28 protein-coding genes are annotated in these 26,695 nt (G+C 70.2%); 12 read left to right on the top strand and 16 right to left on the bottom strand.

Annotated features, from left to right (window positions below; genetic code table 11):
* Window positions 1-4: 4 nt before the first annotated feature.
* From ACIBB8_RS10225 to ACIBB8_RS10195, 7 genes are all read right to left on the bottom strand, one after another.
* Window positions 5-943, bottom strand: coding sequence for a type II secretion system F family protein (locus ACIBB8_RS10225; RefSeq protein WP_398950419.1), 939 nt, complete (start codon window positions 941-943; stop codon window positions 5-7).
* 11 nt (window positions 944-954) lie between these two features.
* Entirely contained in the window at window positions 955-2,292 is a 1,338-nt protein-coding gene (locus ACIBB8_RS10220; RefSeq protein ID WP_398950417.1) for a CpaF family protein, read from the bottom strand.
* A gap of 59 nt (window positions 2,293-2,351) precedes the next feature.
* On the bottom strand, window positions 2,352-2,732 hold the full coding sequence (locus tag ACIBB8_RS10215) for a TadE/TadG family type IV pilus assembly protein (protein WP_398950415.1): 381 nt from the start codon (window positions 2,730-2,732) through the stop codon (window positions 2,352-2,354).
* Window positions 2,733-2,735: 3 nt separating this feature from the next.
* Window positions 2,736-3,197 carry a TadE family protein gene (locus tag ACIBB8_RS10210; RefSeq protein ID WP_398950413.1) on the bottom strand — a complete coding sequence of 154 codons (462 nt, stop codon included), beginning with the start codon at window positions 3,195-3,197 and terminating at the stop codon, window positions 2,736-2,738.
* A gap of 3 nt (window positions 3,198-3,200) precedes the next feature.
* Window positions 3,201-4,487, bottom strand: a complete 1,287-nt coding sequence (locus ACIBB8_RS10205; RefSeq protein WP_398950412.1) for a CpaE family protein — start codon at window positions 4,485-4,487, stop codon at window positions 3,201-3,203.
* Between the two features lie 7 nt (window positions 4,488-4,494).
* The gene (gene cpaB, locus ACIBB8_RS10200) at window positions 4,495-5,202 is read right to left on the bottom strand and encodes a Flp pilus assembly protein CpaB (RefSeq protein WP_398950410.1); all 708 of its coding nucleotides are present in this window, start codon (window positions 5,200-5,202) and stop codon (window positions 4,495-4,497) included.
* A gap of 257 nt (window positions 5,203-5,459) precedes the next feature.
* Window positions 5,460-6,344 carry a hypothetical protein gene (locus ACIBB8_RS10195; protein ID WP_398950408.1) on the bottom strand — a complete coding sequence of 295 codons (885 nt, stop codon included), beginning with the start codon at window positions 6,342-6,344 and terminating at the stop codon, window positions 5,460-5,462.
* Window positions 6,345-6,863: 519 nt separating this feature from the next.
* On the opposite strand from ACIBB8_RS10195, the gene ACIBB8_RS10190 reads away from it, so the two are divergent.
* Complete coding sequence (locus tag ACIBB8_RS10190; protein WP_398950406.1) at window positions 6,864-7,214, top strand: type II toxin-antitoxin system VapC family toxin; 351 nt, start codon at window positions 6,864-6,866, stop codon at window positions 7,212-7,214.
* Window positions 7,215-7,305: 91 nt separating this feature from the next.
* Here the strand turns inward: ACIBB8_RS10190 and ACIBB8_RS10185 are convergent, their stop codons facing one another.
* Genes ACIBB8_RS10185 through ACIBB8_RS10175 form a run of 3 tightly spaced genes read right to left on the bottom strand, consistent with a single transcriptional unit; the run spans window position 7,306 to window position 9,595 of the window.
* A complete protein-coding gene (locus tag ACIBB8_RS10185; protein WP_398950404.1) occupies window positions 7,306-7,725 on the bottom strand; it encodes a RidA family protein in 420 nt (139 codons plus the stop codon).
* Window positions 7,722-8,489 (bottom strand): IclR family transcriptional regulator, encoded by a 768-nt coding sequence (locus ACIBB8_RS10180; RefSeq protein ID WP_398950401.1) that lies wholly within the window; start codon window positions 8,487-8,489, stop codon window positions 7,722-7,724. The genes ACIBB8_RS10185 and ACIBB8_RS10180 overlap by 4 nt, the downstream gene beginning before the upstream one ends.
* Entirely contained in the window at window positions 8,486-9,595 is a 1,110-nt protein-coding gene (locus tag ACIBB8_RS10175) for a sugar kinase (protein ID WP_398950399.1), read from the bottom strand. Before ACIBB8_RS10175 ends, ACIBB8_RS10180 begins: the two co-directional genes overlap by 4 nt.
* Window positions 9,596-9,731: 136 nt before the next feature.
* Between ACIBB8_RS10175 and ACIBB8_RS10170 the strand changes: the two genes are divergently transcribed.
* The gene (locus tag ACIBB8_RS10170; RefSeq protein WP_398950397.1) at window positions 9,732-11,042 is read left to right on the top strand and encodes an amino acid deaminase; all 1,311 of its coding nucleotides are present in this window, start codon (window positions 9,732-9,734) and stop codon (window positions 11,040-11,042) included.
* 99 nt (window positions 11,043-11,141) lie between these two features.
* Here the strand turns inward: ACIBB8_RS10170 and ACIBB8_RS10165 are convergent, their stop codons facing one another.
* Window positions 11,142-11,975, bottom strand: coding sequence for a siderophore-interacting protein (locus ACIBB8_RS10165; RefSeq protein ID WP_398950395.1), 834 nt, complete (start codon window positions 11,973-11,975; stop codon window positions 11,142-11,144).
* Window positions 11,976-12,061: 86 nt separating this feature from the next.
* Here ACIBB8_RS10165 and ACIBB8_RS10160 point away from each other — a divergent pair, with 86 nt between their 5' ends.
* Window positions 12,062-12,889, top strand: coding sequence for a TetR/AcrR family transcriptional regulator C-terminal domain-containing protein (locus tag ACIBB8_RS10160; protein WP_398950393.1), 828 nt, complete (start codon window positions 12,062-12,064; stop codon window positions 12,887-12,889).
* 43 nt (window positions 12,890-12,932) lie between these two features.
* On the opposite strand, the gene ACIBB8_RS10155 is transcribed toward ACIBB8_RS10160, so the two are convergent.
* Window positions 12,933-15,644, bottom strand: a complete 2,712-nt coding sequence (locus tag ACIBB8_RS10155; RefSeq protein WP_398950391.1) for an AAA family ATPase — start codon at window positions 15,642-15,644, stop codon at window positions 12,933-12,935.
* A 462-nt stretch (window positions 15,645-16,106) separates the two neighbouring features.
* Here ACIBB8_RS10155 and ACIBB8_RS10150 point away from each other — a divergent pair, with 462 nt between their 5' ends.
* The 4 genes from ACIBB8_RS10150 (at window position 16,107) to ACIBB8_RS10135 (ending at window position 18,649) form a co-directional block, all read left to right on the top strand.
* Window positions 16,107-16,856, top strand: coding sequence for a DUF4386 family protein (locus ACIBB8_RS10150; RefSeq protein ID WP_398950389.1), 750 nt, complete (start codon window positions 16,107-16,109; stop codon window positions 16,854-16,856).
* Window positions 16,857-17,289: 433 nt separating this feature from the next.
* Window positions 17,290-17,523 carry a heavy-metal-associated domain-containing protein gene (locus ACIBB8_RS10145; RefSeq protein WP_398950387.1) on the top strand — a complete coding sequence of 78 codons (234 nt, stop codon included), beginning with the start codon at window positions 17,290-17,292 and terminating at the stop codon, window positions 17,521-17,523.
* A 26-nt stretch (window positions 17,524-17,549) separates the two neighbouring features.
* Window positions 17,550-18,005 carry a hypothetical protein gene (locus ACIBB8_RS10140; protein ID WP_398950385.1) on the top strand — a complete coding sequence of 152 codons (456 nt, stop codon included), beginning with the start codon at window positions 17,550-17,552 and terminating at the stop codon, window positions 18,003-18,005.
* Window positions 18,006-18,175: 170 nt separating this feature from the next.
* A complete protein-coding gene (locus ACIBB8_RS10135) occupies window positions 18,176-18,649 on the top strand; it encodes a GNAT family N-acetyltransferase (protein ID WP_398950383.1) in 474 nt (157 codons plus the stop codon).
* A 97-nt stretch (window positions 18,650-18,746) separates the two neighbouring features.
* Here ACIBB8_RS10135 and ACIBB8_RS10130 read toward each other — a convergent pair whose 3' ends face one another.
* Window positions 18,747-19,613, bottom strand: coding sequence for a serine protease (locus ACIBB8_RS10130; protein WP_398950381.1), 867 nt, complete (start codon window positions 19,611-19,613; stop codon window positions 18,747-18,749).
* Window positions 19,614-19,739: 126 nt separating this feature from the next.
* Between ACIBB8_RS10130 and ACIBB8_RS10125 the strand changes: the two genes are divergently transcribed.
* A complete protein-coding gene (locus ACIBB8_RS10125; RefSeq protein WP_398950380.1) occupies window positions 19,740-20,105 on the top strand; it encodes an iron chaperone in 366 nt (121 codons plus the stop codon).
* Window positions 20,106-20,230: 125 nt separating this feature from the next.
* Here ACIBB8_RS10125 and ACIBB8_RS10120 read toward each other — a convergent pair whose 3' ends face one another.
* A complete protein-coding gene (locus ACIBB8_RS10120) occupies window positions 20,231-21,112 on the bottom strand; it encodes a DUF3626 domain-containing protein (protein WP_398950378.1) in 882 nt (293 codons plus the stop codon).
* The gene (locus ACIBB8_RS10115; protein WP_398950530.1) at window positions 21,102-21,533 is read right to left on the bottom strand and encodes a winged helix-turn-helix transcriptional regulator; all 432 of its coding nucleotides are present in this window, start codon (window positions 21,531-21,533) and stop codon (window positions 21,102-21,104) included. The genes ACIBB8_RS10120 and ACIBB8_RS10115 overlap by 11 nt, the downstream gene beginning before the upstream one ends.
* A gap of 96 nt (window positions 21,534-21,629) precedes the next feature.
* On the opposite strand from ACIBB8_RS10115, the gene ACIBB8_RS10110 reads away from it, so the two are divergent.
* The 4 genes from ACIBB8_RS10110 (at window position 21,630) to ACIBB8_RS10095 (ending at window position 25,401) form a co-directional block, all read left to right on the top strand.
* Window positions 21,630-22,517, top strand: a complete 888-nt coding sequence (locus ACIBB8_RS10110) for an NAD(P)-dependent oxidoreductase (RefSeq protein ID WP_398950376.1) — start codon at window positions 21,630-21,632, stop codon at window positions 22,515-22,517.
* Window positions 22,518-22,671: 154 nt separating this feature from the next.
* Window positions 22,672-23,505, top strand: a complete 834-nt coding sequence (locus tag ACIBB8_RS10105) for an arylamine N-acetyltransferase (RefSeq protein WP_398950374.1) — start codon at window positions 22,672-22,674, stop codon at window positions 23,503-23,505.
* 214 nt (window positions 23,506-23,719) lie between these two features.
* On the top strand, window positions 23,720-24,931 hold the full coding sequence (locus ACIBB8_RS10100) for a pyridoxal phosphate-dependent aminotransferase (protein ID WP_398950372.1): 1,212 nt from the start codon (window positions 23,720-23,722) through the stop codon (window positions 24,929-24,931).
* 83 nt (window positions 24,932-25,014) lie between these two features.
* Window positions 25,015-25,401: a hypothetical protein gene (locus ACIBB8_RS10095; protein WP_398950369.1), complete on the top strand. Its 387-nt coding sequence runs from the start codon at window positions 25,015-25,017 to the stop codon at window positions 25,399-25,401.
* Between the two features lie 135 nt (window positions 25,402-25,536).
* Here ACIBB8_RS10095 and ACIBB8_RS10090 read toward each other — a convergent pair whose 3' ends face one another.
* On the bottom strand, window positions 25,537-26,652 hold the full coding sequence (locus ACIBB8_RS10090) for a glycosyltransferase (RefSeq protein ID WP_398950367.1): 1,116 nt from the start codon (window positions 26,650-26,652) through the stop codon (window positions 25,537-25,539).
* Window positions 26,653-26,695 lie beyond the last annotated feature (43 nt).

Raw genomic sequence — 26,695 nt, 5'->3', positions numbered from 1 at the left:
CCTCTCAGACGTCGATACGGGACATGCGGCGGATCACAATGAATCCGATCGCGTACAAAACGAGGGCAGCGATCACGGCGACCTGACCGATGAGGGCGCCGGTCATCCGGTCGAGTGCGCCCGGCATCACCGCGTTCATCAGGAGCATGGCGGCGATACCGAAGGCGGGGACCGCGTACGCCGTGACCGTCACCTGCGACAGCTGGGTCTTGACCTCGCGCCGGGTCTCCTTGCGCTCCTCCAGCGTCTCCGTAAGGTTGCGCAGTGAGCTGACGACCGTACCGCCGGCCCGGTTGGACAGAACGAGGGTGGTCACCAGGACGACCAGCTCACGCGACGGCAGCCGGTCGGTCAGTTCTGTCATCGCGTCGTCGAGCGATTCGCCGACGGCGAGGCGGCGGGCGACCCGGGCCAGTTCCTCACCCGCCGGGTCCTCCATCTCGTCCGCCGCCATGCCGATGGACGTACGGAGCGCGAGTCCGGCCTGAGTGGCGTTGGCGAGGATGCGGGCGAGTTCGGGGAGCTGGTTGATGAAGCGTTCCGTGCGCTTGGTCCGCTGCCAGTTCAAGAAAGCGTTGGTGCCCCAGAGGCCGATGAGGGCGGCGACCGGGCCGAAGAAGCTGGCGAGCATCGACGAGGCGATCATCCACAGTCCGGCCATGGCAGCCAGCGCGTAGACGAAAAACTCGCCGGGCGTGATCTCGAGACCGGTGGCCGCCAGCTTCAGTTCGAGCTTGCGGCCCAGACCGGTCTTGCGCAGCCTGCGGTCGATGCCCCGGAAGCGGCGGTGGCGCCCCGCCTCGGGGATCTGGCCGGTGTGCGACAGCCGGTCGACCAGCGCTTCCTGGTCGGCCTTCCCGCCGGAATAGGCGTGCAGGCCCATGACGCCCGTCATGCCGCAGAGCAGCGTGACGCCGATCGTGAGAAGAGGAAGATTTGTCATGGCACAGGTACCTAGTTGGCCTCTCGGGTGGCGAGCTGTTCGGCGGACGCGGCGACTCCGAAGGCCTGCGGGATGGGCTGGCTGGCCATGTAGAGACGGTCGGCGATCTTGCGCGGGATCGGGAGGTACTGGAACTCGCCGTAGATCCGCCCGTCGGCGGCCATCGGCTGGGCGTTGAACCGGGCGACGGTCACGATGCGGTAGGGATCGCGGCCGTGCGAGTCGAGAACGGCGATCTCGGTGACCTTACGGGAGCCGTCGGCGTGCCGGGTGAGCTGGACGATGACATCGACGGCGCTGTTGATCTGGTCGTGCAGTGCCTCGAACGGGATCTTGATCTCGGACATCGACGCCAGGGTCTGCAGACGCATGAGCGCGTCCTCGGCGTTGTTGGCGTGGACGGTGGCGAGCGAACCGTCATGACCAGTGGACATCGCCTGGAGCATGTCGAGCGATTCGCCGCCACGGACCTCACCGACGACGATCCGGTCGGGACGCATACGCAGGGAGTTGCGGACCAGGTCACGGATGGTGATCTGGCCCTTCCCCTCGACGTTCGCCGGACGGGACTCGAGCCGGATCACATGGCTCTGCTGGAGCTGGAGCTCGGCGGAGTCCTCGATAGTGACGATGCGCTCGCTGTTCGGGATGAGCCCGGAGAGCGCGTTGAGCAGGGTCGTCTTGCCCGTGCCGGTGGCGCCGGAGACGATGACGTTGAGCTTGGCCTGGACGAGCCCGGAGAGCAGGATCAGCATCTGCTCGTCGAGCGAGCCGATGTTGATCATCTCCTGGAGCGTGAACGCCCTCGGGAACCGTCGGATGGTAAGCGTCGCACCCGTCAACGAGAGCGGCGGAATGATCACGTTGACACGCTCACCGCTGGGCAGGCGGGCGTCGACCATCGGATTCGACTCGTCCACCCGGCGGTTGACGGTCGACACGATGCGCTCGATGGTCTGCATCAGCTGCTCGTGCGAACCGAAGCGCATCGGGAGCTGCTCGACCTTGCCGCTGCGCTCGACGAAGATCTGGTCAGGGCCGTTCACCATGATTTCCGTGATGGACGCGTCTTCGAGGAGCGGTTCCAGGATGCCGAGGCCGAGGGCCTCGTCGACGACCCGGCGGATCAGCTGGGTGCGTTCGACGGTCGAGAGGACCGGTCCCTCACGGCTGATGATGTGGCTGAGGACGCGCTCCAGCCGGGCCCGCCGATCGGCCGCGGCGAGCGAGGACATCTCCGCCAGGTCGATCTCTTCGAGCAGCTTGGCGCGGTAGGTGGCGACCATATGGCCGTCCTCCCGCGCCCCGCTCTGCTTGTCGGGGGCAGTGACGCGTGCCCGCAGACTCATGTCCGTAACTCCTCGTTCTGGCTTACTGATGGGGCCTCAGCCGTGCGGCGCGAACCTCGTCACTCGCGAGGCATGGTGGAGCTTCGCTTGGCCCAGCCCCAGTCATCGATGCCCGGAACGACGGAGGGGATCTTGACGCGGGCTGTGTAGGTCACCTCGTCGAAGCTGTAACGCGGGATGAACAGCGAATCGTCGGCGAGCCAATCGCTCATCGCCTCCCGGCCCGCCTCGTCGGGCGGGACGGGCGGCATGTCATGGCTGGCCGTACGGGCCGCTGCCCGGGCGCCGGTGCCGGCCTGGTTGGCGGTGTACGCGGCCACGCCCAGCTGAATGGCCAGGAGTCCCACCAAGAGCAGCAGCGGGATAAAGCCCATGTACTCGATGGCGACCTGGCCGCGGTCGCGGCGCGGTGTGACGTGCGTGTGTGTGCGCTGGCTCATCGGTCAGCCCTCCGTCGGCGACGAAGCCTCGCCGGTGATGTTCATCGGCCAGTTGAGTACGCCCGGGACCAGAACCGGCACCTTCAGCGTGACGCTGGCCTTGTAGAGCGCGGGCGTCGAAGTGCAGTTCGTGTGCGCCGCTCCCCGCCAGGCGCTCGGCAGGTCCTCCCTGGCAGCGCGCTTGCAGGCCTGTGCCGGCCTGTACTCCGCGATGGCGCCGACGTGGGCTGCCTCGTCCGCCGCGTTCCCCGCCAGACTGAACGTGTACCCGATCAACGCACATTGCCACAGCGCGAGCATCAGCAGGATGATCAGCGGCGTCACGCCCAGGAACTCGATCGCGGTCTGGCCGCGATCACGCTCGCGCCTACCGCTGATCCCCTCGCGGACAGAGGCGTCGTAACGCCCTCCCCGTACCTCCCGCGTCTCCCGTATGCCGGGGCCGTTCATATCGGTGGTCGCCATGGCTCAACGTGCCTCCTCGGTCGTCGCACGGCCCCCGGTGTCACCGTCGCGCCGTCTGCGCGGGCGTCCGATCGAGCCTCGGTCGTTCTTGAACTTGCCTCGCTTGTCCGCGTTTTCGGGGACCTTCACGATCCCCAGCTCTCCGGCCAGGCCCCACAGCGCCTGCTTCACCGTGCTCTTGGCATCGAGTTCATGCATCCGCCCCGCGTCGACGGCGCCCTGGAGCTCCTTGAAGTTCGCGGGGACGGCCGTGTTCGCCATCCGGGTCCCGGTGATCTTCTCGATCAGCGGGGGCTGGATCTCTGTGTTGCGGATGAACCGGTTGACGAGGGTGAGCGTCTCCTCCGCCTTGCGGATCTGCAGCCGTTCCCACATCCGTACGGTGCGCTTCGCGCCGCGCACCGCGATCACGTCCGGGGTGGTGACCAGCAGCGCCGTGTCCGCCATTTCGATGGCCGCCGCGCTCGCGCCCTGGAGCTGGCTGCCGCAGTCGATGACCACGACCTCGTACCGCGACCGCAGGGCGCTGACGATCTGGCGGGCCGACCGGTCGCTGACCTCCTCGCCGCGTTCGCCCTCGCCGGGCGCCAGCAGCAGGGCGAGGCCGGAGCTGTGGCTGAACACGGCGTCGGACAGGACGCGGGGAGAGATGTCGGTGATCGCCGCCAGGTCGACGACGGAGCGCCGGAACTGCACATCGAGGTACGAGGCGATGTCACCGGCCTGGAGGTCCAGGTCGACGAGAGCGACCGTACGGCCCGACGCCTGGGAGGCCAGGGCGAGCTGGACCGCGGTGACGGTGGCGCCCACACCGCCCTTGGCGCCGCTGACCGTGACGACCGTGCCGCCGGGACCGGTGAAGACATCACCTCCGCTGCCCAGGTGGCGGCGTACTCCGACCGACCACTGGGCGGCGGACTGGACCCGGTTGACCAGTTCCTCGTAACTCAGCGGCAGGGTGACCAGGCCGCGGGCGCCGGACTCCATGGCCGCGGCGAACAGGCCGGGGCTGGCGTCGGCGGTGATCAGCACAACCCCGATGGCGGGGAAGCGCAGCGAGACCTCCCGGATCAGTTCCAGAGCCGGCACCGGGCCGATCCGCTCATGGACCAGCACGACCTCGGGCAGTTCGTCGATGGACTCGCCCGCGAGCCGGGCGAGGGTGTCGATCAGCTGCGTCGAGTCGCCGACAGGAGCCCCTGGCTCGGCGTCGGGGAGCTGGCTGAGCAGGGTGGTGACGGACCTGGCCGCGTCGGCGTCGCCGACTGCCGGGAGGATCCTCGTGGTCATTCGATCCTCACTTGTCCTTGTCGAGCGTGTAGGTGCGGTCGCCCGGGCGGATGGTGCTGTCGCTGCCGGAGGCGACGAGCGCGAGGCGTACGTGCTCCGCGAAGGACTCGGCATAGGCGATGCGCTGAGTGTCGAGCGTGTTGAGCGCGAAGGTGATCGGGACGGCCTCGGTGCCCATGTTCGACTTGCCGTCGCGGTTCGGCTCCAGGGCGGTCAGCTTGCCGACGTCGAGGACCTTGGCGTTGGAGACGATGACCTTCGACGTGGACTTCGCGCCGTCCCGTTCCCCGGCGAAGGTGGCATAGACGTTGACCGTCGCACCAGGGGTGATCTTGCCTGCGACACCGGTCGCGGCGTCGATCATGATGGCGATCTCCTGCTCACCGGGCTGCAGTTCGGGACGCTTCTGCATCATGTCCGACTGGAGCAGCGAGCCCTCGCGCAGCTGGGTGACGGCTATCTTGCCGTTGATTTCGGCGAGGTCGGTCACGGCGTTGGTCGAGAGCCAGCGCTTCGGCATCGTGATCTTTTTGAACTGCCCGGCGGACAGCGCCGTGTAGGGGGCGACGTTGGACTTCACCTGGTAGGCGGAGACCTCGGGTCCGACCTTCGAGTTGACGTCGCTGATCACCGAGAGCACCCCGGCGAAGGCGCCGAAGGCGCACAGGACCGACAGGAGCAGGAGTATCACGCCGCGGCGCTGGCGGGAGTTCATGGGCCGGACAACCTCGTTCGTATCGGAAGCGTGGGGCAGCGGACAGAGGGATGTGCGGTGACTCGGTTTATGTCCGAATCTGCGTCTGTATCTGCGCGTAGACCTGTCTATGGGCCTTGTTTTCAGCGTGACGGGGACGGCATATGACAGGGAGCGGGGAGCAGGAGCGGTGGTCTATGACAGGGAGCAGGGCGCAGGAGAACGGTGGCCGGGGAGCGGTACGTGCATATATGCGGCTGTGGAGGAATCCGGGGGCGCTAGGAGCCCGGTGGTGCGGGCGCCCCCTGACTGAGGACACCACTGGAAGGCATTCGGTTCTCGGGAGCGTGAAGCGGTGACGTACAGAATCCGCAACGGTCCCCGATGAGCTCCATTCCGCACCAGTGGCAGATCTCCCGCCTTACCGATGCGACGAGTTGGTACAGCACGGAGATGTCCGGAAGGTAAGCGGCAAATTCCACCAGCTTTCCGGTTCCCCACCAGCCGGAGGAATCGGAAGGCAGGGCGGCTTCGTGAATGGCCTGGACCTTCCATGCAGGGGCCAAGGTCTGCTGCACCCATTCGGACTGCGACTGCCCCTTGGCGACCAGCAGATCCGTGGCGAACTCGGGGCCGTCCAGAGGTTTGACGGTCGGGCCGACCTTGATGAGCTGTGGGTTCGGGCCCGCGAGGACGGCGAACTGGGAGCCCGGGACCCAGGACTTGGCGTGCGTCTTCAGGCTGACCGGAACCCGGTCCAGTTTGGTGACGGAGTTCAGCACGGCGCCGGCATGGATGTAGTGGGGCAGCAGGCGGGCCGCGGACGCCACCACTCCCGGGCTGAAGTCGCAGATCGACAACTGACGCAACTGACGCACCAGTACGGCGATGCCCAACGGCGGCAGATCCACCTTGAGCAGGGCGATCCGGTCACTTTCCAGGACCGATCTGACGGAGTGCATCCTGCGCTCATGGGCGATCGGCAAGTTGGCCCCGTAGATGGCGACGACATACCCGTGCTGCTCCAGCAGCACATGCATGTCGCCGATCGCCTGGTCCATGGTCTGGTCTTCCGGAGCCCGGAGTAAAGCGGCTGTCGGTGTCTGCTGGTCGGTCGGCGGCAGCACGAGATCAGCACTGGTCACTGTTATTGCGGTCGGCACGCTGGTTCCCCGTTCGGCTCCGGCCGGTGTCGTGACGACAACGGCCGCAATCGCTCCTGCTCCGTGCTTCTGCGTCAGCACTTTATCCACGTCCTACTGGCCAGTGAACACCTTTCGGAAGCCAGTACGACAAGGTGCGCGCGGTGCGGGGGCGACTCGCGCGCATCGCACCGGTGCGAAATCGGACGAAACCGAGACTCGTTAATTTCCGTACCACTGCGGAGGGTTACCGGACTGCGTTCCGATTTCTCATGTTCAGAATTCGTTTGCGCACGTCAGAATGGATCCCTGCGGATCGACGGCAGGCTCCGGAGGCGGGGCTCGGTCACTGTCCGGCGCTCTCGGCCCGCCCACCCGCGAGAGAGCTCGAACCGCGCGAAAAGATCACCGAAAAGTGTCAACGGAGGTTGCCTCCAGGCGACTTCGGCCGACAGCGGTCCGGACCACTGGACCTCGCCGTTCCGTCGCGCCCGCCGCTGCCGCCGAGCCCGCCGATCGCAGCCGCCGTCGTCAGAGGTCTTGACAACTCGATTGGTCTGGACCAGCTTATCGCCCAGCGGTGGCCACCCTGACCTGCTCGACACGGAACCCTCCGTGTACATCAGCGCGGCCTCTGCCTGGGAGATCGCGATCAAGCAGTCACTCGGCAAGCTGGAAGGGCCGAAGGACCTGGCGGAACGGGTCCGGGACAGCCAGTTCACCTCGCTGCCGATCACCGCAGGACACGGCGTGCGGGCGAGCAGGCTGCCCGCCCATCACCGCGATCCTTTCGACCGGATACTGGTCGCACAGGCCCAGACCGAGGGAATGACGATCGTCACCCGCGACAAGTGGATCCCCCACTACGACGTCCCGGTCATGATCATCTGACCACTGCGAGGCACGGCGCCCCCCTCGATGCGGAGCCCCGTGCTCTGTGGCGTGGTGGTGCGGTGAGGCAAGCGGATCGGCCGGGGATCGTTCAGCCGAGGACGGCGAGCGCGTCGATCTCGATCAGCAGGCCCTTGGGGAGGCCGACGTACACCGTCGTACGGGCGGCAGGGGCCTCCTTGAGGTTCTGCTCGCCGAAGTAGCTGTTGTAGATCTCGTTCATCTCCGCGAAGTGGTCCACGTCCGTGAGGTAGACGCGCATCATCATCACGTCGTCCCAGCTCGCGCCGCCCTCCTCCAGGATCGCCTTGACGTTGGCGAACGTCTGGAGGGTCTGCTCGCGCAGCGTCGGGCCGGCCAAGGTGGGGGCCCGGCCAGTCCCATTGCGGTCGGCGGGCAGGAAGCCGACCTGGCCGGCGACCTGGAGGATGTTCCCCTTCTTCACGCCGTGCGAGAACTTGGCGGGCGGCGTGGTGTGGGTGCTGGGGGTGAGGGCGGTCTTCTCGGTCATCGCGGTTCAGGCTTTCTCGGGTTGGGGGTGCCGGAGCACTCCCGGCTGATGGTGTCGGCGGTGCGGCGCACCAGCGGGAGCAGGGTGAGGAGTCCCTCGGCCGTGACCACCACATTGGGTGCGGAGACCGACATGGCGGCGACGACACGGCCGTGCGCGCCGCGGACCGGGGCGCCGATGCAGTTGATGGATTCCTCGTGGCCGCCGAGGTCGGTGGCCCAGCCCTGTTCGCGGACGGCGGCGAGTTCCTTGAGGAAGGCGCCGGCGTTCGGGACCGAACGGGACGTGTACGTGGGGTAGTCGAGCTTCTCGGCGATCGCCCGCCGTTCGGGCTCGGACAGATCCGCGAGCAGCAGCTTGGCGACGGCGGCGACGGTGATCGCGACGGGCTTGCCGATCCGCGAGTACATCCGGACCGGGTAGCGGCTCTCGACCTTGTCGATGTAGACGACTTCCCCCTCCTCGTACACCGCGAGATGGACGGTGTGCCCGCACTGCGCGTTGAGTTCGACGAGGTGGGGGTGGGCGATCTCGCGTACGTCGAGGTTCTCGACGGCCTCCTGCGCAAGGGCGAAGAGACGGGCTCCGAGGCGGTAGCGCTGGTCCTGCTGGCGGTAGACGAGACCGTGTTCGTGCAGCGTACGGAGCAGGCGGAGCGCGGTGGACTTGTGGACGCCGAGGCGGTCGGCGACCTGGCCGAGGTCGGCGGGGCCCTCGGCGAGGAGCGGGAGGATGCTCAGTGCGCGGTCGACGGTCTGGCTCATGCCGGGTGTACCTCCTGCGGGGCCGGGCTCCGGTCGATGCCGGCGCGGCCGGCTGCCGTCCAGCCGGGACCGAGACGAAGTCTCCCCCAGGCGGCGTCGTCGAGGGCGACGAGTTCGTCGGCGTAGGCGCGGGCCGGCGGGTCGGTGACGTCACCGGGGGCGGTGAGGACGGCGGCGGCCATGAGGTGGCCGTGGCGGACGCGGTCGCGGACGGAGAGCTCGCGGAGGGTGGCGGAGAGGAAACCGGCGGCGAAGGCATCACCCGCCCCGACGGCGGCGACGACGTCCACATGGAGAGCGGGGACAGTGGTGACGGCGGAATCAGCCCCTCCGGCGACCGATGAGCGGGCTTCGGGGTGGCGCCCCGAGAAGACCGTCGCCCCCTCCGGCGCCCGCTTGACCACGAGCACCGCCGGCTCCGGCAGCGCCGCACGGATGGCATCGGCGCCCCGCAGCCCCCAGGCCTCCGCCGCCTCGTCCTCACCGACGAAGACGAGATCGGCGCGGCGCGCGAGGTCGAGCAGCACGCCCGGTCCCTCGTCGCCCGCGCGCCACAGGTGCGGGCGGTGGTTCACGTCGAAGGAGATCAGCGGGCGGCCCGGGCGGGGCTCGGTGAGGGAGCGCAGCAGGGACAGGCAGTCCGCGGAGAGAGCCGCCGTGATACCGGTCAGGTGCAGGATGCGCGCGTCGAACAGGTCCGCGTAGGGAACGTTCGCCGGGGACATCGCGGAGGCCGCCGACCCGGCCCGGTAGTACGCGACTTCATGGGTGCCCGTCGCCCGGTCCGCCGCCGTACGGAAGTAGATGCCGGTGGGGCGGTCGGAATCGCGCCGGACCGCCGAGGTGTCGACCCCGTAGGCCGCGATCGCGTCGACGAGATGGTCGCCGAACCCATCCGCACCAACCCGGCCGACCCACTTCGCGCGGTGTCCCGCCGCCGCGAGCGCGCAGGCGACGTTGGACTCGGCACCCCCGATCGCGCGGCCGAAGGACGGGACGTCGGCGAGGCGGCCGGGCTGCGAGGGCAGGAACGTCACCATGGACTCACCGAGGCAGACGACATCGGCGGTGGTGGCTCCACGTTTCGCGGCTGCGGGTCCGGACACTCGGGCTCCTCGCTGGTCAGCGCTCCGCACCGGCTCTCATCTTTGACCCGGCATCGGCTCGGATGTTAGATAGCGTCAAGCGATATGCGCAATGGGTGTTGCATATGGTGCAACGAACAGATTTCGAGGAGGGTCCATGGCCGCCGACGAGAACGTCGCGAAAGCTCCCCACACGCTTGGTGAACTCGCCGCCGAGCGCGTCGACCACCGCTTCAAGTCGCTCCCGCCCGACGCCGACGGGCTCACGGTCGGCGCCCTCGCCGCCGAGCGCCGCAACCTCTTCACCGGCGGCTTCACGACGCCCGTCCTCGCCCTCTCCGCCGAGTCCGTCGCGCACAACCTCGCGCTGCTGGAGACGTACGCCGAACGTCATGGGCTCGCGTTCGCGCCGCACGGCAAGACGTCCATGGCGCCGCAGCTCTTCGCCCGGCAGCTGGAGTACGGCGCGTGGGGCATCACCGCCGCCGTTCCGCACCAGGTCCGGGTGTACCGCGCGTACGGCATCGAGCGGATCTTCCTCGCCAACGAGCTCGTCGACGCGGTCGCACTTCGCTGGCTCGCCGGCGAGCTCGACTCCGACCCCGACTTCCACTTCATCTGTTACGTCGACTCGGTGCGCGGCGTCGAGCTGATGGACGAAGCGCTGCGCGCCGCGGGTGCGGTACGTCCGGTCGACGTGGTCGTGGAACTCGGCGCCGGTGAGGGGGCCCGCACGGGTGCCCGTACCGAGGCCGACTGCGCCGCGGTCGCCGACGCGGTGGCCACGGTGGGGACACTGCGTCTGGTCGGGGTCGCCGGTTACGAGGGCGAGGTGCCGGACGCGTCCACGGAGCGGGTCCGGGACTGGCTGGACCGGCTCGTCCGGGTGGCCGCCGACTTCGACAAGGCGGGCCGGTTCGCCGCACTGGCTGCCGACGACCGGATCGTGATCAGCGCGGGCGGCAGCGCCTGGTTCGACACGGTCGCGGACGTCTTCGCGGAGATCCCCGAACTCACTCGTCCCGTATGTAAGTTGCTGCGTTCGGGAGCGTACGTCTCGCACGACGACGGGCACTACCGGCACCTCACCCCGTTCAACCGGGTCCCGGAGGAGGGCGCCCTGCAGCCCGCGTTCCGCCTCTGGGCCCAGGTCGTCTCGCGGCCGACCGATGAGCAGGCGTTCGTGAACGCGGGGAAGCGGGACGCGGCGTACGACCTCGATCTTCCGCAGGCGCAGGTCGTGCGGTCCGGGCGGGACGGCTCGGTGCGGGCCGCCACCGGCATCACCGTCACCAAGCTGTCCGACCAGCACGCGTGGCTGCGCACCGAGGCCGGGACGGAGCTGGAGGTCGGGGACTGGGTCGGCATGGGGTTGTCGCACCCGTGCACGTCGTTCGACAAGTGGCAGTTGATTCCGCTGGTCGAGGCGGACGGCACGGTCACGGACTACATCCGCACGTTCTTCTGATCCCTGCGGGCGTTGTCCTCGATTTCCGCTCCAGCCCCTTTGGCGATTGAGGAGCGGGTCCGGCGGCCCGGTCGCCACGAGGCTCACGGTGAACTCTCCTCATGCCTCCGCCCGCTCCTTCGCCCAGGCCAGGTCCTCCTCGGTCGGGGCGTCGTCCTGGGTCAGCGTGCGCCGCCAGTAACCACTGAACTCCACCGCCGACTTGGGCATCCCGCGCTCCTCGACCAGGTGGCGGCGGAGCGTCCGTACGGTCCCCGACTCCCCCGCGAGCCACGCGGCCCCCGCCCCTGCCTCGCCCGGCAGCTCCGCCGCCCGGACCACGTCCGTCAGCTCCTCCCCCGCGTGCACCCAGCGCACGGTCACCTCGGCGGCGGACGAGAGCCGCTGCTCCTCCCCCGCGTCGGCGACCGCCACGTACGCCACCGCGCGCATCCCGGCCGACAGTGCTTCGAGCAGCGTGCCGATCGCGGGGAGCGCTGTCGCGTCCCCGGCCAGCAGCAGCCAGTCGGAGGCGGGCAGCGGCCGGGCGTACGCCGAGGACGGGCCGATCATGCCGAGTACGTCCCCTGGCCGCGCGGTCCGCCCCCAGCGGGAGGCGGGTCCGTCGTCGCCGTGGAGCACGAAGTCGACGGTCATCTCGTTGCGCTCACGGTCGTACGCCCGGACGGTGAAGCTCCGCATCCACGGCCGGTCGGCCTCCGGGATCGCGAGGTACGCCTCGTACCACCGCATCCCGTACGTGTCGCCGGCGTCCGGCTCCGGCAGGACGGGCGCGCCCTGCCCCTTCGGGATGCAGAGCTTCATCTGCTGATCCGGCCGGTCCTCGATCAGGCCGGCCAGCGCATCTCCGGTAAAGGTGACGCGCGCCATCCGCGGCGTGACCCGTTCCACGCCCGTCACCTCGATGTACGACACCGGCAGAGACTGACTCATCGGAGCGGCCACCCACTTTCTCCCTGGTACCTTATGCCGTAAAGAATCGTCTGGGCGAAGTTACTTTATTGCGTAAGGAGTCGCAAGTGGTGGTCTATGCGGGACAGGGCGACGCCCGCCGTTCGATCGCCCTGCTGTGGCGCAGGGAGAGCGCTCCGGCACCCGGCGGAACAGGGCCGGGCGGAACGGGACCGGCCCGGTCGGGGCCCAAGCCCCAACTGACCGTGGACGCGATCGTGAGCGCAGCCGTCGCCGTCGCCGACGAGGACGGCATGGCGGCGCTCTCGATGCGCGCGGTGGGCGAGCGGCTGGGCCGGACGGCCATGGCCCTCTACACGTACGTCCCCGGAAAAAACGAGCTCCTGGACCTGATGTATGACGCGGTGCATGCCGAACTCCCGTCCGACTACCCGGACACGGACAACTGGCGCGCTTCCCTCACGCGCTGGGCGGAGGACACCCTCGCCTTCCAGCTCCGCCACCCGTGGGTACTCCAGGTCTCCCAGGCCCGGCCGGTGCTTGGCCCGCACGAGTACGCCGCTCTCAACACCCTCGTACGCCTCCTGTACGGGACCGGGCTCGACGCGCATCTCCTGCGGCGGCTGATCGGCACGCTGTTCCACTTCGTCCGCGGCTCGGCGCAGACGGTCGCCGAGTCCCGGCTGGCCGCGGCGGTGACCGGCCAGTCCGACGAGGAGTGGTGGTCCGCCCGCTCGGCGCTGCTCGGCGAGGTGGCCCCGGACTTCGCGGACCGCTTCCCGGACGTCGGCCGCCTGGAGAGCGAGAGCGCACCCGAGCCGCCACCGGCCGACGACCCGGTGCCCTACCTGGAGCGTCAGGCGCGCGAGACGTTCACCGCCGGGCTCGGCGTGCTGCTGGACGGAATCGAGGCGGCGGTGCGGCGCAAGCGGTGAATGAGAGCGGCTGATGCGGTCTTCAGGTGCAGGGACCTGCCGGTCACAAGTCGAGCGGGAGAGCGGTGAGTTCGGCGCGGGAGCTGACGCCCAACTTGGAGTAGCAGTTCCTCAAGTGGAAGTCGACGGTGCGTGAACTGACGAACAGCTGCGCAGCCACGTCCCGGTTCGACAGGCCCTGCCGGACCAGGGTGGCGACCTGGCGCTCCTGCGGGGTCAGCTCGGTGGCGGTGGTGACGTCTCGGCGGCGGGCGGTCTCCCCGGAGGCGCGCAGCTCCTGCGCGGCCCGCTCGGCCCACGGGCGGGCGCCGAGGTCCTCGAACAGCGCCAGCGCGGTGCGCAGGTGTTCGCGGGCGTCGACCCGGCGGCGGGCGCGGCGCAGGTGCTCGCCGAAGGCCAGGTGGGTGCGGGCCCGGTCGGGCAGCCGCAGCGAGCCGGCCTGCGCGGCGAGTGCCCGCTGGAAGTGGGTCTCGGCGTCGCCGTCGCCGGCAAGCAGGGCGCGGCCGTGCTCGACGACCGCGGTCGCGGCCGGCAGACCGGTGCCCGCTGCGAACTGCTCCAGTTCGGCCAGCCAGGGGCGGGCGACGTCGGGACGGTCGCCGCGGACGGCGGCGTCGAACAGGTCGAGGGCGGACAGGCGGCGCCATGCCGGCCCTTCGATCTGCTGGAGGTGGTGCAGCGCGGTCGCCGGCTGCGCGGCCGCGCGCAGCCCGCGGGCCCAGTGCGTCAGGTCGGCGACGAGGGCGTCGGTAATGCCGACCGGGTGCTTGTGCCGGATCTCGGCGACCCTGTCCAGGTGGCGGTCGGCGTCGTCTCCACGCAGCGCCGCGACCAGGGCGAGTTGCGCGGTGGGCAGCGCGGTCAGCCCCGGGTGGCCGGTGCCGGCGGTCAGCAGCAGCGCCTCGGCGGCGGCACCGGCGGCCTTCGACCAGGCACCGGCCGCGATCTGGAAGTGGACTCCGCGGGTGAGGGCGTGCTCGACCATGTTCAGCGCGCCGGCTCGGCGGGCGGCGGTCAGCTGCTGCTCGTGCAGCCGCAGTCCGCGCTCGTCATCGTCGATCAGCATCGCGGCGATGCCCAGGTTGGGCTGCAGCACGTGGTCGTCGACCGGGTCGGCGTCGGTGACGATGAACGCGCACCGGAAGGACTCCGCGGCGGCCGCCCAGTCGCTGCGGGCCACGGCACCGAATCCGTGCAGCAGAGCCCACGCGGCGCGCACCCGGGGCGGTGCGTCCGGCGCGGGCTCGGCCACCAGCGCGGTCGGGTTCAGCGCGCGCGGGGACCGGGCGCCGAACGCCGCCAGCGACGCGGCGAGCATCGCCAACTGTGCCGCCAGCGCCGCGTCCACGTCGGCGGCGGCCTCGGCGGCCTGCAGGATGAGGTCGTAGCCGTCGTTCAGCGAATGGGTGTTCCACTCGATCTGCCCCTGCAGGGCGAGCAGTTGCGCTCGCAGCAGCGGATCGATCACGTCCGCCGCAGCGGCCTGGGCGAGTGCCGAGGCGCGCGACAGGTGCGAGCCCAGCCAGGCCGAGGACGCGGCCAGGTAGAGCCGCCGGCCGCGGGCCTCACCGCCGGCTGTGAGCTCGGCGGCGCGGGCCCACGCGGCGGCCGCCGCCTCGTGGCCACCGCGGGCCGCGGCGCGCTCGGCAACCCCGTCAAGAGCGGCGACGACGTCCTCGTCGGGCCGGTCGGCGGCGGCGGCCAGGTGCCATGCCCGCCGCTCGGGGTCGCCGGTCAGCACGTCGGCGAGCACACGGTGCGCGGCGCGGCGCTGCGCACTGGTGGCGGCCCGGTAGACCGCCGAGCGCACCAGCGGGTGGTAGAGGGCGACGGCATCACCGTCCACGCGCAGCAACCCGGACCGCTCCACCGCATCCAGGGCGGAATCAGCGGCGTCGAGGCGCTCGGCGGCGTTGCGGACCACGGTCAGACGGGCGGTGTCGTCGGTCGCGGCGACCAGCAGGAACCGCTGAGCGGGCTCGTCGAGGTGGCGGCAGCGGTCGAGGAAGGCGCGCTCCACGCCGCCGGTCAGCGGCAGCGGGGTGGGCAGCGGCGCCCGGCCGGCCAGCTGGTCGGCGGTGAGCACCCCGGCCAGCTCGACCAGCGCGAGCGGGTTGCCGCCGGTGCCCGCGACCAGCTGGTCGCGCACCGCCGGGTCAATGGTGGTCCCCGCGCGGGCGGACAGCAGCGCGCCGGCGTCGGCGCCGGTCACGCCGCCGAGCATGACGGTGGGCAGGTCCCCGGCGTCGAAGCGGCGGGCGTCGCCGTCGCGGGCGGCAAACAGCAACGCCACGCGCTCGGCCTGCAGCCGACGGGCGGCGAACAGCAACGCGGCTGCCGACGCGTCGTCGAGCCAGTGCGCGTCGTCGACGACGACGAGCAGCGGCGCCTGTTCGGCAGCGTCGGCGAGCAGGCTCAGCGTGCCGAGAAACGCCAGGAAGCGGTCGCCCTCGCCCTCGGCCTCCCCCAACGCCGCGCGCAGCGCCGCGGCCTGCGGCGCCGGCACGGAGTCGATCCGGGTGCGCAGCGGCCACAGCAGCCGTTGCAGCGCGGCGAAGGCCAGCGGCGATTCGGACTCCACGCCGGAGGTGCGCAGCACCCGCAGGTCCGACGCGGTTGCCGCTGCGTCAGCCAGCAGCGCGGACTTGCCGACCCCGGCGACGCCGCGCACCACCAACGCGCCGCCGCTGCCGGCGCGGGCTGCGTCGAGCAGGGCGGCGATCGCCGCGCGTTCGGGATTCCGTCCGGCCAGCACGAGTCCAACGGTATCGAACGCGCTGGTGACATCACCCTGCTTGGGTGAATATGCCGACCGCGAGCGTGCCAGCCGACCACCACCCCCGCTTCCGAGGAGAAGCCATGTCGGCCCACCCGCCGCCGAACTGGCGGCCCCCACCCCAAGGCCGGCCCCGCCGTCACCGGCCACGGGCACGGGCACGGGCACGGGGCGCACCGTCACCGTCCGGGCCGGTCCCGGCGGAAAGCCTGGCGATTTCCCCGGTGAGACGCACCGGCCCCCGCGCCGACTCTTACTCCTGACCGCACCGCCACCGGCAACTCGAGGAGTTCCCCCTGCTGTCCAGCACCTTCATCGGTTCGACCGTGTCGCTGTCACCGCCTCTCGCCCCGTGGACCGCGCCGACATCGCCGTCGACGACGCGGGCTACGTCCTCGTCCCGTAACACCGTCCATCCCGCACGCCACCTGGAGGTCTGCCGTGTCCAGCTCATTTCCCGCCCTCAGCGCCACCTCCGCGCGCACCGGACCCCTGGCGCGTCGCAAGTCGCTGCGTCTGTCCGCCACGCTGCTGCTCGTGGGACAACTCCTGTACATCGTGGTCACCCAGCTCCACGCCGATGGAGACGCAAATAACCACCCCGCCGTGTTCGCCGAGTACGCCGGCAGCGGGATCTGGACAGGCGTACACCTCGGCCAGTTCGCAGGCATGGCGATCTTCCTCGCGGGGCTGCTCGCCCTGTTCTTCGCCCTGGACGTTCAGGCTGGAACGGCGAGATGGGCGGGTCGATTCGGTGGCGCTTCGGCGGTGGCGACGCTGGCGCTGTACGGCGTCCTCCAGGCCGTGGACGGCGTCGCCCTCAAGCAGGCCGTGAACGCGTGGGCCGGCGCCCCGGATGCCGAGAAGGCGGCGCGCTTCGCGAGCGCCGAGACAGTCCGCTGGCTCGAGTGGGGGGTGAGGAGCTATCAGAACTTCGCCCTCGGCCTTGCTTTGCTCCTGTTCGCGGCCGCGGTAGTGCGGACGGCTTGGGTTCCGCGGCCGATAGCGCACCTGATGGGGCTTTCCGGCCTCAGCTACCTGGTGCAGGGCTGGGTGGTCGGCTCCGGGGGTTTCTCGCGAACGGAGTCGATCGCCATCGTGCTGGCCTTCGTCCTGGACGTGGCATGGATGATCTGGCTGGTCGTGGTCGCCTGGCGGATGCCGGATTCGGAGGCCCTGCCGCCCGGCTGATGAAGGCGCGGGCCACGCGGCGCCGGTCACCTCCGACACCGCCGGCGGCCACGCCGACGCGAAGACGACGATCGGCCCCATCCACGACGCCGTGCATGGCGCCCGAAGGCTGAGCCCACACCTTGCCTTCGACCAGCCGCGGACTGCGGACCCCCGCGCCCGGGGCGGCCACCACAACCCCGGACCCCGCGCCCGCCCTCCCCGACGGAGTCAGCGATCGAAGGCCGGCGGCCACCCGTCCTCACCCCCGCTCGCCGTGCCCGGTGGCAAGCCCGGCACCGGCGCCACCCACCGGGCACGGTCCCTGCGGGCAGAGCCACTGACCTGGCCGATCCCGGCGAAATACCCGGCGATTTCCCCGGTGATGCGCACCCGCCCGCGGGCCGACTCTTCTACCTGACCGCACCACCACCAACCCCTCGAGGAGTTCCCCTTGCTCTCCGGCACCCCCCGCACCTTCATCGGCTCGACCACTTTCGAGGTCACGGGTATGAGCTGCGCGCATTGCGTCCGCTCCGTCACCGAGGAGATCTCGAGTGTCGTCGGCGTCGAGTCCGTCACCGTCGACCTGGCCACCGGCAGCGTCACCGTCACCGCCTCCCAGCCGGTCGACCGCGCCGACATCGCCGCCGCCGTCGCCGAGGCCGGCTACGCCCTCGTCCCGTAACCCGCGCCTATCCCTGGAGACATGCCGTGCACAGCCAACCCGCCACCCCGAGCACAGCCCCCGTGCCTGCCGACGCCGTGACGCACGACGGCCACCGCCTGAGCGCCAAGAAATTCGCCCTGCACTTCGCCGAGATGGTCGCAGCCATGGCCGTCGGCATGGTGGTCCTGCACCCGGTGTGGATGTTCGTCCTCGGCGCCCTCGGCGCCGCCGGACTGATGCACAACCCTTACACCGGCGCGCTGATCATGGCGACGAACATGACGGTGGTCATGTCCGCGTGGATGAAGGTCCGCGGCCACCGCTGGCGGCCCATCGCCGAGATGGGCTCGGCCATGTACGTGCCCTTCCTGGTGCTGTTCGTGCCGCTGGCGCTTGGGCTCATCGACACCGGCGCCCTGATGCTGTGGGGCCATCTGCTCATGCTCCCGGCGATGGCCGTGGCCATGCTGCTGCGTCCGCACGAGTACGCCCACTGCTGAGGCTGCGGCCCCAGTGCCGTGACCGGCAGTGTTTGCGGCGGGGCAAAGTCTGCCGGGAGGGGCACCGGCCCGGCGACGTCGGTGACACCCCGGCGTCGCGTGAACCCGACCGCGGCGGCAGGAGCCGCCCACCCCGCCCACCACCCCACCCCACGAGAGGACGCCCCACGATGACCGAGATCACGATCCGTCGGGCCACGCCGGATGACGCCGCCGACGTGGCCGCGATGGTCCGCGAGATCGCCGCCCACGAGGACCAGGCGGCGCAGGTACACGTCACCGATGAGCAGTGGCGCGCCCTGCTCGGCCGCCCCGAGGTGATCGTCCTGCTGGCCGAGCGCGGCGGCCGGGCCGTCGGCTACGTCTCCTCCGTCCGCCAGCTGCACCTGTGGACCGGCGGCGACGTGCTCAACCTCGACGACCTCTACGTCCGCCCCGGGCACCGCGACGCCGGCGCCGGCCGGCAGCTCATGGCCGCTCTCGCCGCACTGGCCGCACCCGGGCGACTGCTCATCCGCTGGGGCATGGAGGTCGACAACGTCGACGCGCAGCGCTTCTACCACCGCCTCGGCGCCAGCCTGCGGCCCAAGATCCTCGCCGCCTGGCCCCCGAGTGCGTACGCCGACTTGGCCACCGGTCACTGACCCGCCGCAAACCTGCCCTGCCGCTCGGACCATGCGTGATCACGCCCCGCGCGCGTCGCCCGGGACAGGCCGGGCGACGCGCGCGGACGCTTTCCGACTACGGCTTGGGCAGGGTGCACCCGGTCCGGTTGAGGTCGATCTGGCTGCCGGCGCCGATGCACGGCACGATGCCGTACGTCTCCTGGGCGTAGTTGATGCCCTGGCGGACCGTCACATTGCCGCTCTCGTCGATCTCGCACGGATTGTTGTCCGTGCACTGCTGCCCGTTCTCGTTACCGGTGTTGTTGACGGCGACGACCTTGCCGGTCGCGTTGTCGATCACCGGGGAGCCGGACGTACCGCCGATGGTCTGGCAGGCGGAGGTGTAGCGGACCGAGTCCTTCCACGTCCACAGGCCCTCCTTCATGCGGTAGACGAAGCCGTCGATGTTGCAGCTGTACGTGCGCTTCCAGTAGCCGGAGACGACCGTGATCGCGGTGCCCTGGACCGGGTGCGCGGCGTTGAGCTCCAGCGCCTTGATGCCGTAGGTGCTCTCGATCTGGGCGTAGGTACGGGTGAGTTGGTACAGCGATATGTCGGTGTCGGTCATCGTCCCGTACGCGATCTTGCTGGCGCGCAGGGTGCCGACTCCGCTGCCCGCGGAGTTCAGCAGGGTGAAGCTGCGGGTGGACCGCCGGCCGAGGACGACCTCACCCGGACCGGGGAAGCCGGTCTCCAGGCAGTGCCCGTTGGAGAGCACGAGCGCCGGGTCGCTCGGGAGTGAGGCGGCCGTGCGGACCACGGAGCCGGAGCAGTTGCTGAGCGCGACCGTACCGGCGAAGTCGACCGCCTTGGCCGTGACCTGCTCGGCCTGTGTCGTCTTCTGCGGCGCGGCCGCGTCGTGGCTTGTGGCCGCGACGGCGGGTGCCGTTCCCGCTCCGAGGAGCAGAACAGCGAAAAGCGCGCCGAGGAGAGGCTTCTTCATGTGGGGGTCCCCTCTATGACCTCTGTGACCGAAGTTCCTTCGGTTTTGTCATGCGCATTGTTAGGGGTGCGCGGCTCCGGGGCAAGACCGCCTTCCCGGCCTCGGGACGGTCGTTAGGCTGTCCGCATGGTGCAGAGCAAGGCGGAGGACGTCGACGGATACCTGGCCGAGGTGCCGGAGGAGCGCCGGGACGCCCTGGGCAGACTGCGGTTGATGTGCCGCCAGGAACTCAAGGGCTTCGGGGAGATCATGGCCTACGGGATGCCCGCCTACGAACGGGACGGGGTCACCGAGATCGCCTTCGCGAGCCAGAAGAACTACATCTCCTTCTACCTGCTGCGCACCGATGTCCGCGCGGCATTCGAGGAGCGGCTGGCCGGGCAGGACATGGGCAAGGGCTGCCTGCGCTTCCGCAAGCCGGAGAACATCGACTTCGACCTGGTGCGCGACCTGTTGAGGGCAACCGCGGCCCGGCCGGGCACGGTCTGCTGACGGGGTGGCCGGTCAGCCGCGCGTCGGTTCGCGTTCCGCCGCCGCGCGGCCCCGGCAGGGGCCGGCCCCCGCCTGCCGACGGCAGGAACGAAGAGGTGCCGGCCGTCCTGACGGTGCGCCATCTCTCAGCGGGCCGGCGCGGGTGCCTGCACCGTTACTCGGGGCTCGGCCGGTGCGCCGAAGCGGGCCAGGCAGTGCCAGACCATCTTCAGCGACTGTGTCTCGTAACGGCCCGTCCGCGCCGCGTCCCCGATGATCCGCGGATCGAGCACGCCGCCCTGCGCGATCTCCGCGCCGAGGTCCACGAACTCCTGTCCGCGGTAGTCCGCGTGGTGGCGCAGCTCGTCGACGGACAGCCGGAATCCGCCATGCCATTCCGTGGCACACGGCAGTCGGCGGGCGGCTTCCTCCACTGTGGTGCCGCGGTGGCTCGGGTCGAGGACCAGGGCCTCCATGTGGCGGTCGAGCACCACCGGGCCGTGCACCTGCGCCTCGATGTAGTCGTTGAGCGCGTCCTGGCTGTCGGCCTCGGCCACTTCGATGAGCCGCATACGGTCCGCGACGCCGAAGTCCGTGGGTTCGGCGGCACTGTCCGGGTAGCAGAACGTGGCGCGCGAAAGCGCCTCGGCAGTCAGCCGGAAGTGCGCCGAGCCGAACCGTGGCGCCGCCCCGACCTCCTTGCGCCGGAAGTTCAACGCCCCGTACACCGGGCGCTGTTCACCGGGCACACCGTCGTACGCACCGCCGAAGATCCGGCTCTCCCAGCGCCACCGGTCGCCGCCGGGGTGCGCCGTCAGCCCGCCGTTGCTGGTGCCGGTGACGAACTGCGAGTGATAGACGCCGTCTTCGGCCAGCTTGGCCAGGATCGGACGGCCGCCCGCCATCCGGTCGGGGTGGAAGTTCAGCGTGAGCGGCACGGCCCGGTCCAGTGGCTGCCCCGAGGAGAGAGAACGGACATGTCTCAGGGCGCGCGCCGAGGCGGATGCGGATGAGGGATCAGCTGTCATCGGCGCAGTCTGCCGGAACGCGGTCCGCCGTCGCATGTGGATTGCGCGCATGCGGCGAGCCCTTGGGGCCACCCGGAACACCTTGGGGGGCGCCCTGGCCGAGCACATGCTCCCGTCCCCACGCGCCGAGCGGCCCGAGTGCCTCGTTGAGCGCGAATCCGAGCGGGGTCAGCGAGTACTCGACGCGGGGCGGCACCTCTGCATGGACCTTGCGGTGCACGATGCCGTCGTCCTCCAGCTCCCGCAGATGCGAGGTGAGCACCTTCTCGGTGATCCCCGGCACCAGTCTGCGCAGCTCGCCAAAGCGGCACGTCTGCTCGTTCAGCGCCCAGAGGATCAGCACCTTCCACTTGCCGCCGATGACATCCATCGCCGCGTCGATCCCGCAGACGAACGCCCCCGGCCTGCGTACGGCCCCCACGGCCCACCCCTCCCACCTGTTCACTCACCTCGTGGTAACCACCCACTCCGAAGTGGGTACTTGATCGCTCCGAGGCCTGCGACGAGCCTAATCCCCATGACTGACAACACCCCTGAGAAGCAGCCGCTCACCCTCCTCGGGCTCGGCGCCATGGGCACCGCGCTCGCCCGGACCTGGCTCGCCGCCGGGCATCCTCTGACCGTCTGGAACCGCAGCCCCGCCCGTGCCGACGCACTCGCCACCGAGGGGGCGAGTGCGGTCGGTACGGCCGCGAAGGCGGTGGCCGCGAACCAGCTCGTCGTCCTCTGCCTGTTGGACGACGCCTCCGTCGGACAGACCCTGGCCGGCGCCGACCTCGCCGGCAAGGACCTGGTCAACCTCACCACTTCCACTCCGGGCCAGGCGCGCGCCCTCGCCGCCTGGGCCCAGGAGCGCGGCGCCCGGTTCCTGGACGGCGGGATCATGGCGGTCCCGCCGATGATCGGCGCCGCGGGCTCCGGCGGCTACATCTTCTACAGCGGGTCCCGCGCCCTGTTCGACGCGTACGGGGAGACGCTCGCCGTGCCGGCCGGCACCACCTATGTCGGCGAGGATCCCGGCTTCGCCGGCCTGCACGACGTGGCACTGCTGAGCGCGATGACGGGAATGTTCGCGGGGGTCGCGCACGCCTTCGCGCTGATCCGCAAGGAGAACATCGACCCTCGGGCGCTCGCCCCGCTGCTGGCCGACTGGCTCACCGCCATGGCACCCGCGGTGCACGCGACTGCCGCTCAGCTGGAGAGCGGCGACTACCGCGAGGGCGTGGCCTCCAACCTCGCCATGCAGGTCGCGGCCAGTGCGACGCTGCTGCGCACGGCCGACGAACAGGGGGTCAGCGCCGAACTGCTGACCCCGTACCTGGCGCTGATGGAGCGGCGCCTCATGGAAGCGGAGCGGGGCGGCGAGGAGGGCACCACGGGCGTCATCGACCTGCTGGTGCGCTGAGCGCCGCCGACAGTGCGGTCCGGGTGTCCGTGCCCTACCGGTCACGTGGGTCCGCCGCCTCAGCAGCCGCCGCGGCGGGGACCAGGGCCCGCGTACCAGGCGGATCCGCCCCTGGTCGGAGGCCTCCGCCGCCCCGGTTGCGTACGGTCGGACCATGACGACCGATCACGACCGCACTCTCGACCTCGACGCGTACTTCGCCCGTATCGGCTGGACCGGGGAGCGCCTCCCCACCGTGGAGGTGCTGCGTGCCGTGCACCGCGCCCATGCGCTGGGCATCCCGTTCGAGAATCTGGACCCCGTGCTCGGGAGCGCGCCCTCACTCGCGCTCGCGGACCTGCAGGCGAAGCTCGTACGCAGTGAGCGCGGCGGGTACTGCTACGAGCACAACACCCTCTTGGCCGCCGTGCTGGCCGAGCTCGGATTCACGGTGACGCTGCTCTGCGCGCGCGTGGTGCTGGGGGCCGCGCCCGGTGACGTACGGCCGCGCACCCACATGCTGATGCTGGCCGAGGTGCCCGGCGAGCCGACCCCGTATCTCGCCGATGTCGGCTTCGGCGCGGGCAGCTCGCTGCTGGAGCCGATCGCGCTGGTGGCGGACGCGGAGCTGCACGACGCACCGCGCCGTCACCGGCTCGTCCACGCACCGCACGACGGCCCGCTGCCGCTGTGGAAGCTGCAGACACTGTCCGCGGGCGGGGAGTGGGAGGACCAGTACACATTCACGCTGGAGCCGTTCGAAGCGCCGGACTACGAGGTCATCAACTGGCACATCGCGACCAATCCGCGCTCCCCGTTCCAGCACCTGGTGTACGTCCAGCGGACCACTGCGGACGGCCACCTGGCGCTGTCCGGCCGGAAGCTCACGGAGACGGCGCCCGATGGCAAGCGGAAGGAACGGGAGCTGGCGGACGGCGACGAGGTGCTGCGGGTCCTGGCGGACGACTTCGGCATCCGTCTCCCGGACGGCACGCGCCTGCCCGAGTGACGGCGGCGCCCCATTCGCGTGGCGCATCTCACCCGGCCCGGCCCGTCAGACATCCATTCCAAGCCGCGTCACCGTCCCCGGCCAGGGTTCCCACGGCCGGGGACGGCGGGTGCATGGCGATGGAAGACCGGGCGGGCGAACCGGGTTCCCCAGGCGGGTCAACCTGCGGGCAAACCCCGCGCACCCTGCGAAACACCACCGTATCCTCGCTGCCATGCAGGTCATCCAGTCCACGAAGCTCGCCAATGTCTGTTACGAGATCCGGGGCCCCGTGCTCGAGGAGGCGATGCGGCTGGAAACAGCTGGTCACCGCATCCTCAAGCTGAACACCGGCAACCCCGCCGCGTTCGGGTTCGAGTGCCCGCCCGAGATTCTCGAAGACATACTGCGCAACCTCTCCGGGGCGCACGGCTACGGCGACGCGAAGGGGCTGCTGTCCGCGCGCCGCGGGGTGATGCAGCACTACCAGACCAAGGGGATCCCCCTCGACGTCGAGGACATCTACCTGGGCAACGGCGTCTCCGAGCTGATCCAGATGTCGATGCAGGCGCTGCTCGACGACGGCGACGAGGTGCTCGTACCCGCGCCGGACTATCCGCTGTGGACCGCCTCCGTGTCGCTGGCCGGCGGTACGGCCGTGCACTACCGGTGCGACGAGCAGGCCGACTGGATGCCGGACCTCGCCGACATCGAGCGGAAGGTCACGGACCGCACCAAGGCGATCGTGATCATCAACCCGAACAATCCGACGGGCGCGGTCTACGACGACGAGATGCTGCGCGGGCTGACGGAGATCGCCCGCCGGCACAACCTGGTGGTCTGCTCCGACGAGATCTACGACCGGATCCTGTACGACGGAGCGACACACACCCCGACGGCGGCCATCGCGCCCGATCTGCTGGTGCTGACGTTCAACGGACTCTCCAAGAACTACCGGGTGGCGGGCTACCGGTCCGGGTGGCTGGCCGTCTGCGGCCCGAAGGGGCACGCCGCCTCGTACATCGAAGGGCTGACGATCCTCGCCAACATGCGGCTGTGCGCCAATATGCCGTCGCAGCACGCGGTGGCCGCGGCGCTCGGGGGCCGGCAGTCGATCGACGACCTGGTGCTGCCGGGCGGGCGGATCCTGGAGCAGCGGGACGTCGCGTACGACCTGCTGACGCAGATCCCGGGCGTCACCTGCGTGAAGCCGAAGGGGGCGCTGTACCTCTTCCCGCGGCTCGACCCCGCGGTCTACAAGATCAAGGACGACCGGCAGATGGTCCTCGACCTGCTGCGGGCCGAGAAGATCATGGTCGTGCAGGGTACGGGGTTCAACTGGCCGGAGCCCGATCACTTCCGGATCGTGACGCTGCCGTCGACCGAGGATCTGACGGACGCGGTGACCAGGATCGGTGCGTTCCTGGACGGGTACGGGCAGCCGTGAGGCAGCCGGATCCCGACACCACTCAACTTTAGACTGAATCCAATGTAGGATGGTCTCCTGACCGTGAGCAGGAGACCATCCCCATGTACGAGCCGATCCGCACCAAGTCGGTCCACTCGATGGCCGACGCGACGCAGTACCCCCACCGCACCCGCGAGGAGGAGCTGGACATCCAGCTCGCCGGGCATCTGGCCGCCCTGCTCGCCGTCACCGACGAGCTGGGGCTCGGCCGGGCGGGCGATCGCATTGCCGAGCAGGTGGCCCGGCTGCGCGGGGCGCCGCCGGCGCGGCATGCCGCGCTGACCCGGGCCGACCCCGCCGCATTGCACCACCGGGCGCTCGCCCTCGCCGGCCGCGCGCTCGTCGTCGCCGCGTCCCGCGCGGACACCACCGCCGCGATTCTCGCCGCCGAGCGCATGGACGCACACACTGCCGCCCTGCGTGACACCGAGCTGATCGGCGCCCCCTGACGGCCCCGGTCCGCGGGCCGGGGAGGCGCGCGGACCGGGTGCCATTCGTGTGCCGCGCCCGGCCGTTCCGAGCGGGCACCGGCCTACGCCGCGAAGACTCTCCGGCCGGGCCTCCGCGGCCCCGCCGCCCCCCGGTCAGGCGTTCACGAGTTCCCTCGAGCCCAGCTTCTGCCGAGCGAATTCGAGGTTGCCGGTCACGCGGCCGTGGTCATCGGGCGGCACCTTGCCGCCCTCGAGAAGGCGTTGGCCGCATTGCTCTGACTCCTCGTAGTTTCCGGTCCAGTAAGCGGCCACGGCGAGTTCGTCGAGTACGCGCCAGTCGTACCATTCGAACTCGACGAACAGAGTGTCCTTCGGGTACGGGATCTGCGCCGCTCGCTGCGCGAACATGTGCGCAAGTGGCCAGCGCGAGCCGTTCAGGCGGCAGTAGCGTGCGAGTTCACCGAGGGCTTCGGCGCGCGAGGGGCGGCTTTCGTGCGCGCGGAGGTATCGGTCGATCACCTCGGCGGGCCGCCGGCCGAGCTCTTCCGCGAGCCGTGCGGCGTAGAGGCGGGCACAGAAGACTTCCTCGGCAAATCCGCCCATGCCCGCCCGGCGGTCGTAGGCGGCGAGTGACTTCTTCGGCTCTCCGGCATCGCGCCAGCTCTGGGCCAGGTAGAAGACGTAGCGGGAGTTGTCGGGTTCCTTGATCAGGCCTCGCTGAAGGACCTTGGCGTCGCGCAGGTACTTCTTCCGCACCCCTTCTCCCCTCAGGCGTGCGCCGCCCCCCACCGAGAGGATGTTGGCGCCTGTGAACGACCCAAGGGTGTACGGCGTTCCGCAGTCGATGTACTCGTGCAGGACGCCGACGTAGCGCCAGGGCAGCCGGGTTGAGACCAGAGCGGGGCGCCAGTGGGTGATGGGTCCGTCGTGCAGTGCGACTCGGTAGGCGTCGTGGGTCAGCTCCGGCATGCGAAAGCCGGGCTCCACCTCCATCTCGTCGTCGGCATCGATGAACAGCAGATAGTCCGCTGCGGCGCGCGCCAGGTCGATGGCCTCGCTGCGGCTCCCGTCGTATCCCTTCCAGGGACTTTCGTGCAGGGCGCCGGGCAGATCACTGAAGACCTCACGGATGACGTCCTGGGTGCCGTCGGTCGAACCCGTGTCCAGGATGACCCAGGTGTCGATCAAAGGGCGCACGGATTCGAGGCAGCGTCTGATGACCGGGGCCTCGTTCTTGACGATCATGTTCAGGCAGACCGTTGATTTCATGGGTCACCTCCAACTCGGTGAGGTAGAAGACCGACGTCACGAC

The sequence above is a fragment of the Streptomyces sp. NPDC051286 genome (genome assembly GCF_044455345.1).
Lineage (GTDB): Bacteria > Actinomycetota > Actinomycetes > Streptomycetales > Streptomycetaceae > Streptomyces.
This window is presented reverse-complemented; position numbering and strand designations above follow the sequence as displayed.